A 13,673-nucleotide genomic window follows, 5' to 3' on the forward strand; every position below is an offset into this window, starting at 1 on the left:
CCGGCTGAGATGACCGGTTGAACCGGTTGATGGGCTGCCGCTGACCGGACGGCCGCTAGACGACCGCGCTCTTCACCGCCCCGCCCGCCCCCTTCGCCCCTCCTCCGGCTCCCTTCTGGTGGCCCATCGTCTTCGGCATGGCCTGCTGCAGCTCCGCCCGCAGCTCCCGTACCGCGGGGGACGACGCGTACGGCGCGGTGAGCCGGTACATCTCCCGCAGCCGGTCCCAGGTGCGGTGCGAGGAGTTCTGCTCGATCGTGGCCAGCGCCTGGCGGGCGGAGGCGGTCCCCTGCTCGGGGTCGCCGCCGATGAAGCAGGCCGAGGCGATGGAGATGTGGTCGAAGATCTGCGACCGCTGACGGCCGCCCTCCCGCATCCGCAGCGCCTCCATGGCGTGCCGCTGCGAGATGGCCGCCACAGCGGGGTCGTGCTCGGCCAGGGTGCGGTAGACCAGCCCCTGCATCCCGTGCAGATCCGCCTCGTTGAACAACTGCATCCAGCTCGGTGGGGTCCCCCGGTCCTCATCGGAGACGAACAGCTCCTCCGCCTCCCCCAGGGTGCGCCGCACCGCCTGGCCGTGTCCCTTCGAGGCGTGCGCCCAGGCCTCGATGGTGCGGAACATGGAGCGGGTGCGGGGCAGCGCCTCGTCGCCCGCGCCGGAGAAGGCCAGCCGCATCAGATCGAGGGCGTCGTCCGGGCGGCCGATGTGCACCATCTGACGGGCGGCGCGGGACAGCGCCTCACTCGCCCGGGGCCGGTCGCCGCCCTCCCGGGCAGCGTGCGCGGCGATGACGAAATACTTCTGGGCGGTGGGCTCCAGGCCCACGTCATGGGACATCCAGCCCGCCAGCACGGCCAGGTTGGCCGCGACACCCCACAGTCTGCGCTGCAGATCCTCGGGGTGGCGATAGGCGAGCATCCCGCCCACCTCGTTGAGCTGGCCCACCACGGCCTTGCGCTGCAGCCCGCCGCCACGGGCCGCGTCCCAGGCGCGGAAGACGTCGACCGACGCCTCCAGCGCGTCGACCTCCTGGGAGCCCACCGGGGCTGCCTCATAGCGGTCGAAGCCCGCGGGCTCGGCGGAGAGGGGGTTGTCGGAACGGGGTGCGTCGGTGGCGAGGGTGGGGTCGGAGAGCAGCCATTCGCTCATGGCACCGGTGATGGCGGATCCTGCGGCGAGCGCGGCGCCCGCACCCACCAAGCCGCGTCGGTTGAACATAAGGTCCATTCCCGTGAATTCGGTGAGGACCGCGGCCGTGGACTCGGGCGGCCAGAGCAGCCCGTCGGCGGACTGCCCCTTTCCCGCGCGCCCACCTCGTCCGAACCCGAGGTCCTCGATGGTCACGACACGACCGAGGCGCTCGGTGAACAGGACTGCCAGCACCTTGGGCACCGGATCGCGCGGCGTCTCGCCGGTGTCGATCCAACGCCGCACCCGCGAGGTGTCGGTCGCCAGCTGCGGGTGGCCCATGGCCGCCGCACGCCGGTTCACGAGCCTCGCGAGCTCTCCCTTGGACCAGCCGGCGAGGCCGAAAAGGTCCGCAAGACGGGTGTTGGGTTCCCTCGTCACGTCAAGCCCCCAGGATCCTCGGCTGACTTGACAGTAACGGGCCCGTCACGAGCCGTGCGACTATTCGCCAGGGTTCGCCAGGGTCCGCCAGATGGTGTGCCACCCGCGCGCGGGTGTGATGTAGGAGTGCGCTACCCGGCCCGGTGATGGTTGGAAAGCCCAGTTGGAAAGCCCAGTTGGAAAACTCAGCTGGAAAATCCAGGTGGAGATTGCCATTTGGCACATGCCAGCCGCATTCCCCAGGGTGCGGCCCCGTCACCGGGGCCGGGGGCGTACGTACATCGTCGGCACACGAAGGGATCTGTCTCGCCCATGTACGCAGCGTCGTCCTCCGTGTCCGCCCCGCCTCGGCCGTACCGGCGGCAGCTGCCCGGCAATGGGCCGTACCTCGATCCCGCTCCCGGCGGCCGCCCCCGGCGAACCCCCGCCCTCGGCTCCGTGCCGCCCAGCGGAAGACTCGATGTGTCCGGCCCCCAGGGTGCCCAGCTGCGCACCGCCATCGCCTCGGTCCATCGCATCTGCCCGGAGTTCAACCCCGTCCAGGTGCTCCGGCGCAGCGGGCGGTCCGTCCTCCTGCTCGGTTCCACCGGCCGCACCACAGCGGTCGCCAAATGCCTGCTGGACCACTCTCCAGCGTGGGCCGAGCGGTTCCGTCGCGAGATAGCGATGTACCGCACGTTCGTACGGCAGCGTCCACCCGTGCGGGTGCCGAGGCTCATCGCCGCCGACCCCGACAACTGCGCGCTGGTCATCGAGCGGATGCCCGGGCGGATCGTGGCCGCGCAGCGCCACCCCACCGAGGCGCCACCGCGCGCCGATGTGCGGGCCGCGCTCGGCGCGATCTGCCGGATCAACCAGTGGCGGCCACCGGGTGATCTGTTCGACGCCCCCGTGGACTACGCGGCCCGGCTGTCCCGCTACCACGAGCTGGGGCTGCTGACCGACCGGGACATGGGCGATGTGCGCAAGCTGCTGCGCGGCGTCTCGCACGCGGCGGGGCGGCAGCTCCCGGCCCAGTTCTGCCACGGCGACGCCCTGTTGAACAACGTACTGCTGTCCCCCTCGGGCGCGGTCCTGATCGACTGGGACCACGCGGGCTGGTATCTGCCCGGCTACGACCTGGCGACGCTGTGGGCGGTGCTGGGCGACGCCCCGGTGGCCCGGCGTCAGATCAGCCAGCTCGCGCAGTCGGCGGGTCCGGCGGCGCGGGACGCCTTCCTGGTGAACCTGATGCTCGTCCTCACCCGGGAGATCCGCCGGTACGAGACCGCTGTGCAGCGCAGCATGCACGATCCCGCGCCGGTGGTGCCGGGGGTGATGGCCGCCGGGGAGGAGCAGCGGCTGCTGCTGCGGCGGCTGCATGACGACTGCGGGATGGCCCGGCGCGCCGTGCGGGCCGCGGTGGGCACCCGGTGAGTGGCCGTTAGGTGGGGTGCGAAGCCTTCTTCGCGCGACGGTGATTGACGGATCGCCTGGCAGCGGATAGCTGTAGGCCGTGCCGTGCCTCCGGTGGAGGTGAGGCACGGCTACGGTTCGGCTCAGCCCACCTCGAGGAGGCTGCAATGCCAGGATCCGCACAGGACAGCACCCACGACTCAGACAGCGACTCAGGTACCGGCGCGGACAGACCGGGCCCCGACCGCCGTACGGCGCTGCGCACCGCGGGCGCCGCCGCGTCCGCCGCCTTCCTGCTCCCGGTCGTCGCCGCGGCCCCGGCGGCCCGGGCCGATCAGCGGCCACCAGCCGCAGCCGGGGCGCTGCAACGGGCCTTCGCGGCGGCGGCGAAGGAGCACCGGGTGCCGCCGAGCGTGCTGCTGGGCGTGTCGTATCTGCAGTCCCGCTGGGACGGCCACCGAGGCGCCCCCAGCGTCACCGGCGGCTACGGCCCCATGCACCTCACCGACGCCTTCACCGCCCTCTCCGCGGCCCCGCACCATAGCCAGGGCACCGAGGACGCCCGGGGCGACCAGGCGCGGCCCCTGCCCGTGCCGGAGGCCTCGGTGTCCGAGCCGCGCCAGCTGCCCGCGCGGCTGCGCACCCTGGACCGGGCCGCCGAGCTGACGGGCCTGTCCGCCGAGGCGCTGCGCGGCGACGCGGCGGCCAATGTGCGCGGTGGCGCCGCCCTGCTGGCCGCCACACAGAAGCGGCTGGGGCTGCCGCCGAGCGAGGACCCGGCCGACTGGTACGCGGCGGTGGCGGCGTACTGCGGCGCCGACAGCGCCCCGGCCGCCGCCGTGTTCGCCGACGACGTCTACGACGTGATCCGCGGCGGCGCGGCGCGCACCACGGGCGACGGTGAGCGGATCACGCTCGACGCCGTCCCCGGGGTCGTCCCGGACCGGCGCCAGCTGCGGTCGCTCGGCCTGCCGGCCCCCAAGCGGGATCCGCGTGTCGAGGCGCCGCGCGATGTGTCGTGCGAGTGGATCCCGGCGCCCTACGAGCAGTTCGGGGACAACGACTACGGCAACCACGACCTGGGCAACCGCCCCGTCTCCCAGTCGATCGACTACATCATCGTCCATGACACCGAGGGCTCCTGGGACACCACCCTCAAGCTGGTCCAGGACCCGACGTATGTCTCCTGGCAGTACACGCTGCGCTCCTCCGACGGCCATATCGCCCAGCACGTACCGCTCAAGGACGTCGCCTGGCACGCGGGCAACTGGTACGTCAACGCCAAGTCCATCGGCCTGGAGCACGAGGGCTTCCTGACCGCGCCCGACGCCTGGTACACGGAGGCGATGTACCGCTCGTCGGCCCGGCTGGTGAAGTGGCTGGCGCGGCGGTACGACATCCCGCTGGACCGTCAGCACATCCTGGGCCACGACAATGTGCCCGGCACGACGGCCGCCACCGTCAGGGGCATGCACACCGACCCGGGCCCGTACTGGGACTGGGCGCACTACTTCAGCCTCCTCGGCGCGCCGTTCCACCGCACCGCGGGCGCCTCCGGGGGGCTGGTCACCATCCGCCCGGACTACGAGAGATACGAGCCGGTGTACACGGGCTGCGAGCAGGCGGGCCAGGTGTGCGCCCCGCACGGCTCGTCCGCCGTGCGGCTGCACACCGCGCCGAGCGGCGACGCCCCGCTGGTCAAGGACATCGGGCTGCGGCCGGACGGCGCCGACTCGACCACCGGCGTCAACGACACCGGCGCCCGCGCCACCACCGGCCAGCAGTACGCGGTGGCGGGGCGGCAGGGCGACTGGACGGCGATCTGGTACCTCGGCCAGCAGGCGTGGTTCCGCAACCCCCGGCGGCGGCCCACGGCGGTGTACGCCAAGGGGCTCGTCGTCACCCCGAAGCCGGGTCTGGCGGAGGTGCCGGTGTACGGGCGCGCCTACCCGGAGAAGGAGGCGTACCCGGAGGGCGTGCCGGTGCAGGCGGTCTCGCCGCTGCCGTACAAGCTGCTCGCCGGGCAGCGGTACGCGCTGGGGCTGCGGACCCAGGGCGAGTATCTGTGGGCGGTCACGTTCGACCAGGCCGGGCACAAGGTGGTGCGCGGTCAGGACGTGTACTACCAGATCCAGTTCGGGCACCGGGTGGCGTTCGTCCGGGCCGCCGATGTGCGGGTGCGGCGGTCGGGGCGGTAGGTCAGCGCGCCGTGAAGCGGTAGGTGTGGCCGCCGCGGGCCGCGAGCGTGACCGTACGGACGTCTCCAGCGTCTCCAGCGTCCGCGCGTACGGGCGTCTCGTGGCCCGTGGTGTCGTCATGGGCGGTGTACGGGCGGGCGAACAGGTCGCCGCGTATGCGCACCGGTCCGTCCTGTCCCGCCGCCACGGTGAGGGTACGGGCGCGCCCCTCGCGCCAGGTGATGTCCACCGTGAGGTCGCCGTGGGCGCGCAGCCCGCGCACCGAGCCGTCCGGCCAGCGGCGCGGCAGGGCGGGCAGGACGTCCAGCACCGCGCGGTGGCTCTGCAGCAGCATCTGGGCGATCCCGGCGGCGGCGCCGAAGTTGCCGTCGATCTGGAACGGCGGATGGGTGTCCCACAGGTTGGGGAGGGTGGAATCTGTCAGCTGTCCGGCGAGCAGCCGGTGGGCGCGGTCGCCGTCGCGCAGCCGGGCCCAGAAGTTGACTTTCCACGCCCTGCTCCAGCCGGTGCCGCCGTCGCCGCGCGCGTCCAGCGAGACCGCGGCGGCCCCGGCCCACTCGCTGTCCGGGGCGATCTGCCGTCCGGGGTGCAGGGCGAAGAGGTGGGAGGCGTGGCGGTGGGTGTCGGCGGGATCGTCCCGGTCGGCCTTCCACTCCTGGAGCTGGCTCCAGGAGCCGATGCGCAGCCCCGGGTCGAGGGCGTCCAGGGCGCGCCGCAGCGCGGTGCGGAAGGCGGGGTCGTCTGGGAAGGCGGGGTCGTCGCCGAGGGTGCGGGCCGCCTCCAGGGTGGCGGTGAGCAGGTCGTGGACGATCTGCTGGGACATGGCGGGCCCGGCGGTGAAGTCGCCGTGCTCGGGCGAGTAGCCGGGCGAGACGACGAGCGTGCCGTCCCGGGGGTCCGGGCGCAGTGTGTCCAGCCAGAACGCGGCGGCCTCCCGCATCGCCGGGTACGCGGTGCCCCGCAGGAAGCGGGTGTCGAGGGTGAAGCGGTAGTGCTCGTAGAGGTGGTGGACCAGCCAGGCGGCCGCCTCCGGGAACCAGAAGGCGGTGGGCCAGTCGTGGACGCCGGTGAAGCCGTACGGATTGGTCTCGTTGTGCACGACCCAGCCCCGGGCGCCGAACATCTCGCGGGCCGTGATCCGGCCGGGGGCGCGCAGGGCCGTGATGAAGCGGTGCAGTGGCTCGGCGGTCTCCGCGAGGTGCAGGGCGTGCGCGGGCCAGTAGGCCATCTGGAGGTTGATGTTGGTGTGGTAGTCGGCCGACCAGGCGGGCTGGACGCTGTCGTTCCAGACGCCCTGGAGGTTGGCGGGGAGCGGGGCGCCGGGGCGCGAGGAGGCGATGAGGAGGTAGCGGCCGTACGCGAAGAACAGCTCCTCCAGGGCCCGGTCGGCCGGGTCGTCCCCGCCGGTGTACGCGGCGAGCTGCCGGGCGGTGGGCAGGCCGGGCGGGGGCTGGCCGCCGAGGTCGAGCACCGTACGGTCGAACAGGGCGCGGTGGTCGCGGACATGGCGGCTCAGCAGGGCGGGATAACCGTGGTCCACGGCGGCGTCCACCGCCTCGGTGACGGCCCGGTGGGGGTCCTCGCCACGGTAGTGGGGGTGGGTGTCGGCGTAGGCGGTCCCGGCCGCGAGGACGAACCAGGCGCTGCGGGCGCCGGTGACGGTGAGCGTGCCGTCCTTCTGGGTGGTCACGGTGCCGCCGTCGCACACCACCCGCACCTGGGCCTCGAAGCGCAGCCCGTTGTCGGCGAGCGCGCCGCGGATCGTCAACCGCCCGTCGTGCGCGGTGACGTGGTGGTCGCCGGGGCGGGGTGAGGTGTGGCGCAGGGTGAAGCCGACGTCCCACGGGGCGGCGCTCAGCCGTCCGACGATCACCCGATCGGGGTACGAGACGAAGAACTCGCGCTGGTGCCGCCCGCCTTGGGCGGTGTACTCCACGAGGGCCACGCCCTGGCCGATCTCCAGGCGGCGCCGGTAGCTGTCCAGGGTCCCGGGCACGCCGGGGATGTCCAGCCAGAGGTCACCGAAGGGCTGGTAGGCGCCGTAGCGGGAGCGCGGCTGCCCGAGCCGGGCCGCCACGTCCTCGGGGGCGGCCGCGCCGTGCTCGTCGATCAGCCGCTGGACGGCGGCGAGGGCGCCGGGGCGGGGCTCACGCCAGTTGCCGTGGTCGTACGACTCGGATCCCGGACCGCCGGTCCATAACGACTTCTCGTTGAACTGGATCCGCTCCCGGGCGGTGCCGCCGAAGACCATGGCGCCGAGCGTGCCGTTGCCGATGGGCAGCGCCTCGCGCTCCCAGTCCGCCGCCGGGCTGTCGTACCAGAGCGTCGTGCGGCCCATCGGGGCGCCTCCCCCTCAGCCCTGCTGGAACATCTCCGCGGGCAGCGGCTTGAGCAGCCGGTACAGATCGTCCGTGATCGGCCGGTCCCAGCTGGCGATGGTGACGAGGACACCGTCGCTGCGGTCGAACTGGGCGCAGGAGATCCGGCCTTCGGACAGCTTGATCCGGCGCACGATGAGGAGGTTGTCGTCGTGCATGACCGGGGTGTCCTCGGTGTCCACGACCTGCACCTGCTCCTCGTTGCCGAGGGCCGCCAGCAGCTGGGTCACCTCGAACGGAGCCTGCCCCTCGGCCACCTCGCGGGCCGGGGATCCCTCGGGCAGATTCCCGATGATCATCGCCGGGCCGCGTCCGCCGAAGAGGTCGTAGCGCAGGAAGACGCCCTGGCAGGTGCCGTCCGGTGCGGGCAGCAGCCCCGCGCCAAGATCGCCGGGCCAGTCCCCCGGATCCATGGCCAGGACATCGAAGTCCGGCCCGGTGGGCGTGGCGGCGCTGCGGCGGCGGAGGAAGGACATGCGGACATGGTACGTGCCCCGCCCCCCGTTCCCCCGCCCGGGAGCAGCCTCTTACGGCCCCCCCGGCCCCCTCTGTCCCGCCCCCGGGTCCGGGACGGCAGAGCGCCGCGAACTCGGGCCTCTTGGACACCCCGGACTCGGCCATCGGGACGCCCCGAGCTGCCCGGCCACCAGGCACCCCCGGGCTCGCCTCGCGGACAGCTGCGGGCTCAGCCGTCGGGCCGCCCCGGGCTACGGGGCACCAGGCGTCCCCGGCGCTGACGCCGAGGCGTCCCCGGGCTCAGTCCGCGGGCTGCGGGCGTGAGGGGTGGTTGGGGCCTAATAGGGTGGCCAGGCCGCTGCGGTCGGTGCCTACCTTGCGGTAGACGTCGGACAGCAGCCGGGCCACGTCGCGCTCCGCGAGGCCCGTCGCCTCGGCGATCCGGGCGTCCGGCCAGCCCTCGGCGGCTCGCTCGGCGACGGCCTGCTCCTGCGAGGTGAGGGGGCTGGTGTGGTCGACCCGCAGCTGCATCGGGCGCAGCCCGGCGGCGGACAGCTCGTCGCGGGCCCGGGTCGCCAGGGTGTCCGCGCCGCACTGGACGGCGCCCTCCAGCCCGCGGTAGAGCCGGTCCCCGGCCTCCTGGGGCAGGCCGACGCGGCGCAGGGCGGCGCCGTGGTCGACCAGGGCCACGGCCAGGTCGTACGCGGACGGGGAGCGCTCCAGATGGCTGACGGCCTCGGCCAGCAGCTTGATCCGCTCCGATCCCTGGGCCACGGCGGCGGCGCTGTGCAGTGCCCGGCCGATCGCGGAGTGGGTGCCGAACTGGCGGGCGCGGCGCACCGCGTCGTCGGCGACCTCGGCGGCCTGGCGGGGGTCGGTCAGCGCGAGGGCCTGGGACATGTGGAGCTGCCAGGGGCACCAGGCGGGGTTGCGCATGCCGCGCCCGTCCATCCGGCTGCCGACGTCGGCGAGCTGCTGCCGGGCCTCGCCGTGCAGGTTGGAGGCCAGCAGCAGTTCGCCACGGACGGTGGGTACGTCGGGGCAGAGCACGGCCTGCGGGAGGATCTCGCCACCGTGCCCGGCCGCGAACTCCTGGGCCTCCCGGATCCGGCCACGGCTGATCAGGGTCTCGATGAGGGTGCCGACGGCGGTCCAGTGGGCGGGGGTCGAGGAGCCCACGAGGTCGGCGATGCGCATGCCCTCGCGAGCCAGCTCCTCGGCCTCGACGAGCGCTCCGCGGCGCAGCCGCGCGTATCCGAGGAGGGTGATGCCGAACGCCAGGTGGGAGCCGCGCCAGCCCTTGCGCTCGCATTCGGCTATGCCGGTGTTGAACAGCGCCTCGGCGCGTCCGGGCTGGTCGCAGTGGAGGAAGATCAGGGCGACCAGGATGGGCACCTCGAAGCCCCAGTCGTCGTCGGTCCAGCTCAAGCCGGAGCCCAGGGCCTCCTCGGCGTAGTGGAGGGCGGTGGCCGCCGGTTCTCCGCGCGTCATCGCGTCCCAGGCGCGCAGGCCCAGCAGATAGCGCTCGGCCATGCCCCGGCCGGTGAGGTGGTCGGCGAGCCGGGCGAGGCGCCGGGAGCGGGCGGGGGACTCCCGCTCGTCGGCCCGGAACATGTTCCACATGAACTGCTCGGCCTGCATCCGCAGCCGGGTGCGGGCACTGGTTGTGCGGGGCACCTCGGCCGCGACGACCTCCGCGGCCTCCTCCATGCGGCCGCTGTGGCCGTACGCCTGGGCGAGCCGGTAGGTGATCGCCTCGCGCAGGTCGGGGCCGAGGTCCGGCTCCTCCAGGGCGGCCCGCAGATGGTTGACGGTGACGGAGGGCTCGGTGAGCTGGGCGGAGCAGCCCAGCTCGTACAGGACCGCGGCGCGCTCCTCCGGGGCGGGCGGTTCGCGCAGGGCGCGGGCGAGGCAGCGGCGCCCGGCGTCGGGCGCACCGGCGCGCAGATACTCGCGGGCGGCGTCCCTGAGGTGGCGCACCACCTGGGAGTCGCCCTCGGGGTGCATCTCCAGCAGATGGCGCCCGGCGGCCGCGGAGCCCAGGCCCGCGGCGAGCACCACGGAGGCGGCCTGGCCGTGCATGGCCACGCGCAGCGCGCCGGGGATCGCCTGGTAGACGGCGGTGGCGATGAGCGGGTGGAGGAATTCCAGCGGCTGGCCGCCGTGGGTGCCCTGCCGTGGCGGGGCGAGGATGCGGGCGTCCGCGAGCCGCACCACCTGCTCGGCGGCCTCGGTCTCGCTGAGCCCGGCGACGTTGGCCGTCAGCGACGGGGTGGCCTCGATGCCGAGGACGGCGACGGCCCAGGCGAGGCGGACGGCGGCGGTGCCGAGCCGGGTCAGCCGGTCGCCAAGACCGCTGTCCTTCGCGGCGGCGACCAGCTCGCGCAGGGCGCCGAGGTTGACCGACTGCGGCTTCAGGTCGCGGTCGCGGACCTTGGCGGTCAGCTCGACGATCTCGAAGGCGTTGCCGCCGGTCACCGCCCAGCACTCGCGGCAGAACGCCTCGTCGGCCTCCTCACCCAGCACGTCCCGCACGATGCGGCCGACCCCGGCCGGGGTGAGCGGGGCGAGCACATGGGGCCGCGAGCCCTGGCGCTCGGTGAGGCCGCGCACCGCCGCGGCGTCGGCGCTCAGGTCCTCCGGGCGGTAGCCGACGGCGAGCAGCAGCGGCAGGTCCACGGCGCGGGCGGCGAACCGCAGGAGCCAGTCGAGGGATTCGGGGTCGGCCCAGTGGACGTCGTCCAGGATCATGACGACCGGGGCGTGCTCGACCGCGAACCGGGTGACCAGCCAGTCCAGGCCGTCACGCACGCCCTGCGGATCGGGTGAGCCGCCGCTGCCGGAGACGACCAGGCCCACGGCGGGCGCGACGATGTCGTACCAGCTGCCCAGGATTCTGCGGTGCTCCTCCTCGCCGGTCGTCGCGAGGACGGGCTGGAAGAGCTGCCGTACGACGTGGAACGCGGCGCCCTGCTCGTGCTCGCCGCCGCGCGCCGACATCACGGTGCAGCCTCGGTGGGCGGCGCGGCGGCGCATCTCGCCGAGCACCGCGGTCTTGCCGACACCGCCCGGTCCGGCGAAGGCGATCACTCCGCCGGTGCGGGTGCCGGACGGGTCACCGGGATCGGTGCCGCACAGATCGGTCAACGCCAGGTCGACCGCGGCGAGTTCCGCCTCCCGCTCCAGCAGTGCCCGACGTGTCCGGTCCTGCCGGTCCATCATGTCCGCCACGTTCGTTCCCCTTCGGCACGTAACGCCGAGCGTAGCCTGTCTGGCACGCTCCGTAGCCCGGTATGCGGGTATTTCCTTCTGGCATTGCCATTGGCACACGCCAATTCAACTCGCGCTCTATCGATGGCACGTTCACCACGCGAGGATGACCGAATTCATCGGGTCGGCCCGTCGCCTCGGGGGCTTGTGGTAGTGGCGGCGCGGCCCTCCCTTGATCCCGAAGGGGGGCGATATCGCCATGAACGCGACGTACACGACCACTTCGCATCCGCACACCCGGCAAGCGGCGCTGCTGAGCCGGGCGGCCCTGCTCGACATTCCGGCCTCGGCCGACCCCAGCCCCGGAACCGGGGCCGCCAGAGTGCACACCGTCCAATGGCTGTCGCGGTACGGCGTGTTCGGCGCCGGGGGCGCGGTCGCCGAGTACGACGCGCTCCGCTTCGACCTGCTCAACGGCCTGTTCTACCCCCGGACGACCGGCGCGGAGCTGGATGTGGGCAATGACCTCATCGGCTGGTACTTCGTGTTCGACGATCAGTTCGACGGTGAACTCGGCTGCCGCCCGGAGGCGGTGGCGCGGATGATCCAGGACGTCATACGGGTCACCGAGGAACCGGACGACGCGCCGGGAGCGGGCGGCGGGCCCCTGCTGGAGAGCTTCCGCGATCTGTGGCGGCGCATCCACGCGGACCGGCCGCCGGTGTGGCGGGAACGTTTCCGCCACCACTGGCTGGAGTATCTGCACTCCTACCACCGAGAGGCCCTCGACCGCACCGGCACCCAGGGCCCCCCGCTCTCGGTGGACGCCGTGCTCGCGCTGCGCCGCCACTCGATCGGCGTGCAGCCGTGCCTGGACCTGAACGAGCGCTTCGGCGGCTACGCCCTGCCCGCCGCCCTCCACGGCGGCCACCCGCTGGCCCGGATGCGGGAGGCCACGGACGACGTCGTCGTCTTCACCAACGACATCGCCTCCCTGGACAAGGAGCTGGCCGCCGGGGACCTCCACAACACCGTCATCGTCCGCCACCAGCGGCACGGCGGCTCCCTGGAGGACGCGGTCGAGCACATCGCGCACCTCGCCAACGCCCGCTACCGCTGGTTCGAGCAGACCGCCGACCGGCTGCCCCAGCTGCTGGAAGAGGCGGGCGCGGGGGCGGATCTGCGCCGGGACGCGGAGCACTACGTGGACGGGATGCGCCATGTGATGTGCGGCAACCTGGGCTGGTCCCTGCGGACGGCCCGCTACGACGAACGGGGCATAGCGGCGGTCAGCGACGGCCGTCAACGACCGTGGGCCGGCCTCAGCGCCACCGGCCCCGCCTGATCGAACACGCTACGTTCGAACGGCCCGCCCCGGCGGGCCGTTCGGGTATCAAGGGCCCGTGACCGACACCCTGAACCTGTGGAAGGCGGGGCTCGCCGAGGCCCCCGACGAGATCTGGCAGCGCACCGGCCTGCGCGTGCTCATCCTCGCCGACAACACGCTCACCCACCTCCCGCCCGCCCTCGGGCGGCTACGGCGGCTGCACACGCTGGACCTCGGCCACAACCGGCTCACCGAGATCCCGGAGGAGATCGGCGAGCTGTCGGGCCTGACCCGCTGCCTCTATCTGCACGACAACCGGCTCACCCGGCTGCCGCGTTCACTCGGACGGCTCGACCTGCTCGGCTATCTCAACGTCGGCGAGAACCCGCTCGGGCAGCTGCCGGAGGAACTCGGCGGCCTGGCAGGGCTGGTGGAGCTGCGCGCCCAGCACGCCGGGCTGACCGGGCTGCCCGGCTCGATCGGGCGGCTCGGTTCGCTTCGGGAGCTGTGGCTGCGCGGCAACCGGATCACCGCGCTGCCCGCCGGGGTCTGCGACCTGCGTCAACTGCGCCAGCTGGAGCTGCGGGAGAACGCACTGAGCGAGGTGCCCGAGCCGCTGCGCGGACTTCCGCGGCTGCGCCAACTCGATCTGCGCGGCAACCGGATCCGGACGCTTCCCGGCTGGCTCGCGGACCTGCCCGGTCTGGAGAAGCTCGACCTGCGCTGGAACCCGCTCGACGACGGTGTCGATGACGGCCCGGTCGTCCGGGCGCTCGCCGAGCGGGGCTGCGTCGTACTCGGATGAGGCTTCAGGTCAGGTCGAACTCGCCCTCGCGGGCGTTCAGGACGAAGGCGCGCCATTCGGCCGGGGTGAAGATCAGGGCCGGGCCTTCGGGACGGCGGCCGTGGCGCATCGCGATGAAGCCCTCGACGAAGGCGATCTCGACATCGCCCACCCCCTGGCTGCTCGACTGCCACTGGGCGCTCGTGAGGTCGAGGTCGGGCTTCTCGCCGTTGCCCCTGAGCGGCTGTGCGGTCGTGGTGGTGTCTGCCACGTGTCGGCTCCTCCCGGATCGTCGTCCCGGCCCCACCCTAGCGATCGCGGGCGGCGCCGGACAGGCCACGAAAGGGGGAAGTGA

Annotated in this window: 9 protein-coding genes; 4 read left to right on the forward strand and 5 right to left on the reverse strand. The window is 73.4% G+C overall.

Going from position 1 to position 13,673, the window contains the following annotated elements; all coding sequences use genetic code 11:
• Window positions 1–55: 55 nt before the first annotated feature.
• Entirely contained in the window at window positions 56–1,570 is a 1,515-nt protein-coding gene (locus ACWC5C_RS35270) for a DNA-binding protein NsdB (protein ID WP_450882272.1), read from the reverse strand.
• A gap of 312 nt (window positions 1,571–1,882) precedes the next feature.
• Here ACWC5C_RS35270 and ACWC5C_RS35275 point away from each other — a divergent pair, with 312 nt between their 5' ends.
• Both ACWC5C_RS35275 and ACWC5C_RS35280 read left to right on the forward strand, forming a co-directional pair.
• The gene (locus tag ACWC5C_RS35275; protein ID WP_450882274.1) at window positions 1,883–2,986 is read left to right on the forward strand and encodes an aminoglycoside phosphotransferase family protein; all 1,104 of its coding nucleotides are present in this window, start codon (window positions 1,883–1,885) and stop codon (window positions 2,984–2,986) included.
• A 146-nt stretch (window positions 2,987–3,132) separates the two neighbouring features.
• Window positions 3,133–5,163 carry an N-acetylmuramoyl-L-alanine amidase gene (locus tag ACWC5C_RS35280; protein ID WP_450882276.1) on the forward strand — a complete coding sequence of 677 codons (2,031 nt, stop codon included), beginning with the start codon at window positions 3,133–3,135 and terminating at the stop codon, window positions 5,161–5,163.
• Between the two features lies 1 nt (window position 5,164).
• Here the strand turns inward: ACWC5C_RS35280 and ACWC5C_RS35285 are convergent, their stop codons facing one another.
• The 3 genes from ACWC5C_RS35285 to ACWC5C_RS35295 form a co-directional block, all read right to left on the reverse strand.
• Entirely contained in the window at window positions 5,165–7,501 is a 2,337-nt protein-coding gene (locus tag ACWC5C_RS35285; protein WP_450882278.1) for a glycosyl hydrolase family 95 catalytic domain-containing protein, read from the reverse strand.
• A 15-nt stretch (window positions 7,502–7,516) separates the two neighbouring features.
• A complete protein-coding gene (locus tag ACWC5C_RS35290) occupies window positions 7,517–8,017 on the reverse strand; it encodes a hypothetical protein (RefSeq protein ID WP_009713271.1) in 501 nt (166 codons plus the stop codon).
• A gap of 280 nt (window positions 8,018–8,297) precedes the next feature.
• On the reverse strand, window positions 8,298–11,219 hold the full coding sequence (locus ACWC5C_RS35295; protein ID WP_450882400.1) for an ATP-binding protein: 2,922 nt from the start codon (window positions 11,217–11,219) through the stop codon (window positions 8,298–8,300).
• Between the two features lie 247 nt (window positions 11,220–11,466).
• Here ACWC5C_RS35295 and ACWC5C_RS35300 point away from each other — a divergent pair, with 247 nt between their 5' ends.
• Window positions 11,467–12,552: an isoafricanol synthase gene (locus tag ACWC5C_RS35300; protein ID WP_450882280.1), complete on the forward strand. Its 1,086-nt coding sequence runs from the start codon at window positions 11,467–11,469 to the stop codon at window positions 12,550–12,552.
• A 58-nt stretch (window positions 12,553–12,610) separates the two neighbouring features.
• Window positions 12,611–13,339, forward strand: a complete 729-nt coding sequence (locus ACWC5C_RS35305; RefSeq protein WP_450882282.1) for a leucine-rich repeat domain-containing protein — start codon at window positions 12,611–12,613, stop codon at window positions 13,337–13,339.
• Window positions 13,340–13,343: 4 nt separating this feature from the next.
• Here the strand turns inward: ACWC5C_RS35305 and ACWC5C_RS35310 are convergent, their stop codons facing one another.
• Entirely contained in the window at window positions 13,344–13,589 is a 246-nt protein-coding gene (locus tag ACWC5C_RS35310; RefSeq protein WP_385442440.1) for a DUF397 domain-containing protein, read from the reverse strand.
• Window positions 13,590–13,673 lie beyond the last annotated feature (84 nt).

It is taken from the genome of Streptomyces sp. NPDC001700 (genome assembly GCF_053596435.1).

What these genes read in the sequence shown, in the direction of transcription:
- ACWC5C_RS35275 (WP_450882274.1), top strand. Translation starts at nt 1,883, where the DNA reads ATGTACGCAGCGTCGTCCTCCGTGTCCGCCCCGCCTCGGCCGTACCGG.
- ACWC5C_RS35280 (WP_450882276.1), top strand. Translation starts at nt 3,133, where the DNA reads ATGCCAGGATCCGCACAGGACAGCACCCACGACTCAGACAGCGACTCA.
- ACWC5C_RS35285 (WP_450882278.1), bottom strand. Translation starts at nt 7,501, where the DNA reads ATGGGCCGCACGACGCTCTGGTACGACAGCCCGGCGGCGGACTGGGAG.
- ACWC5C_RS35290 (WP_009713271.1), bottom strand. Translation starts at nt 8,017, where the DNA reads ATGTCCTTCCTCCGCCGCCGCAGCGCCGCCACGCCCACCGGGCCGGAC.
- ACWC5C_RS35295 (WP_450882400.1), bottom strand. Translation starts at nt 11,219, where the DNA reads ATGATGGACCGGCAGGACCGGACACGTCGGGCACTGCTGGAGCGGGAG.
- ACWC5C_RS35300 (WP_450882280.1), top strand. Translation starts at nt 11,467, where the DNA reads ATGAACGCGACGTACACGACCACTTCGCATCCGCACACCCGGCAAGCG.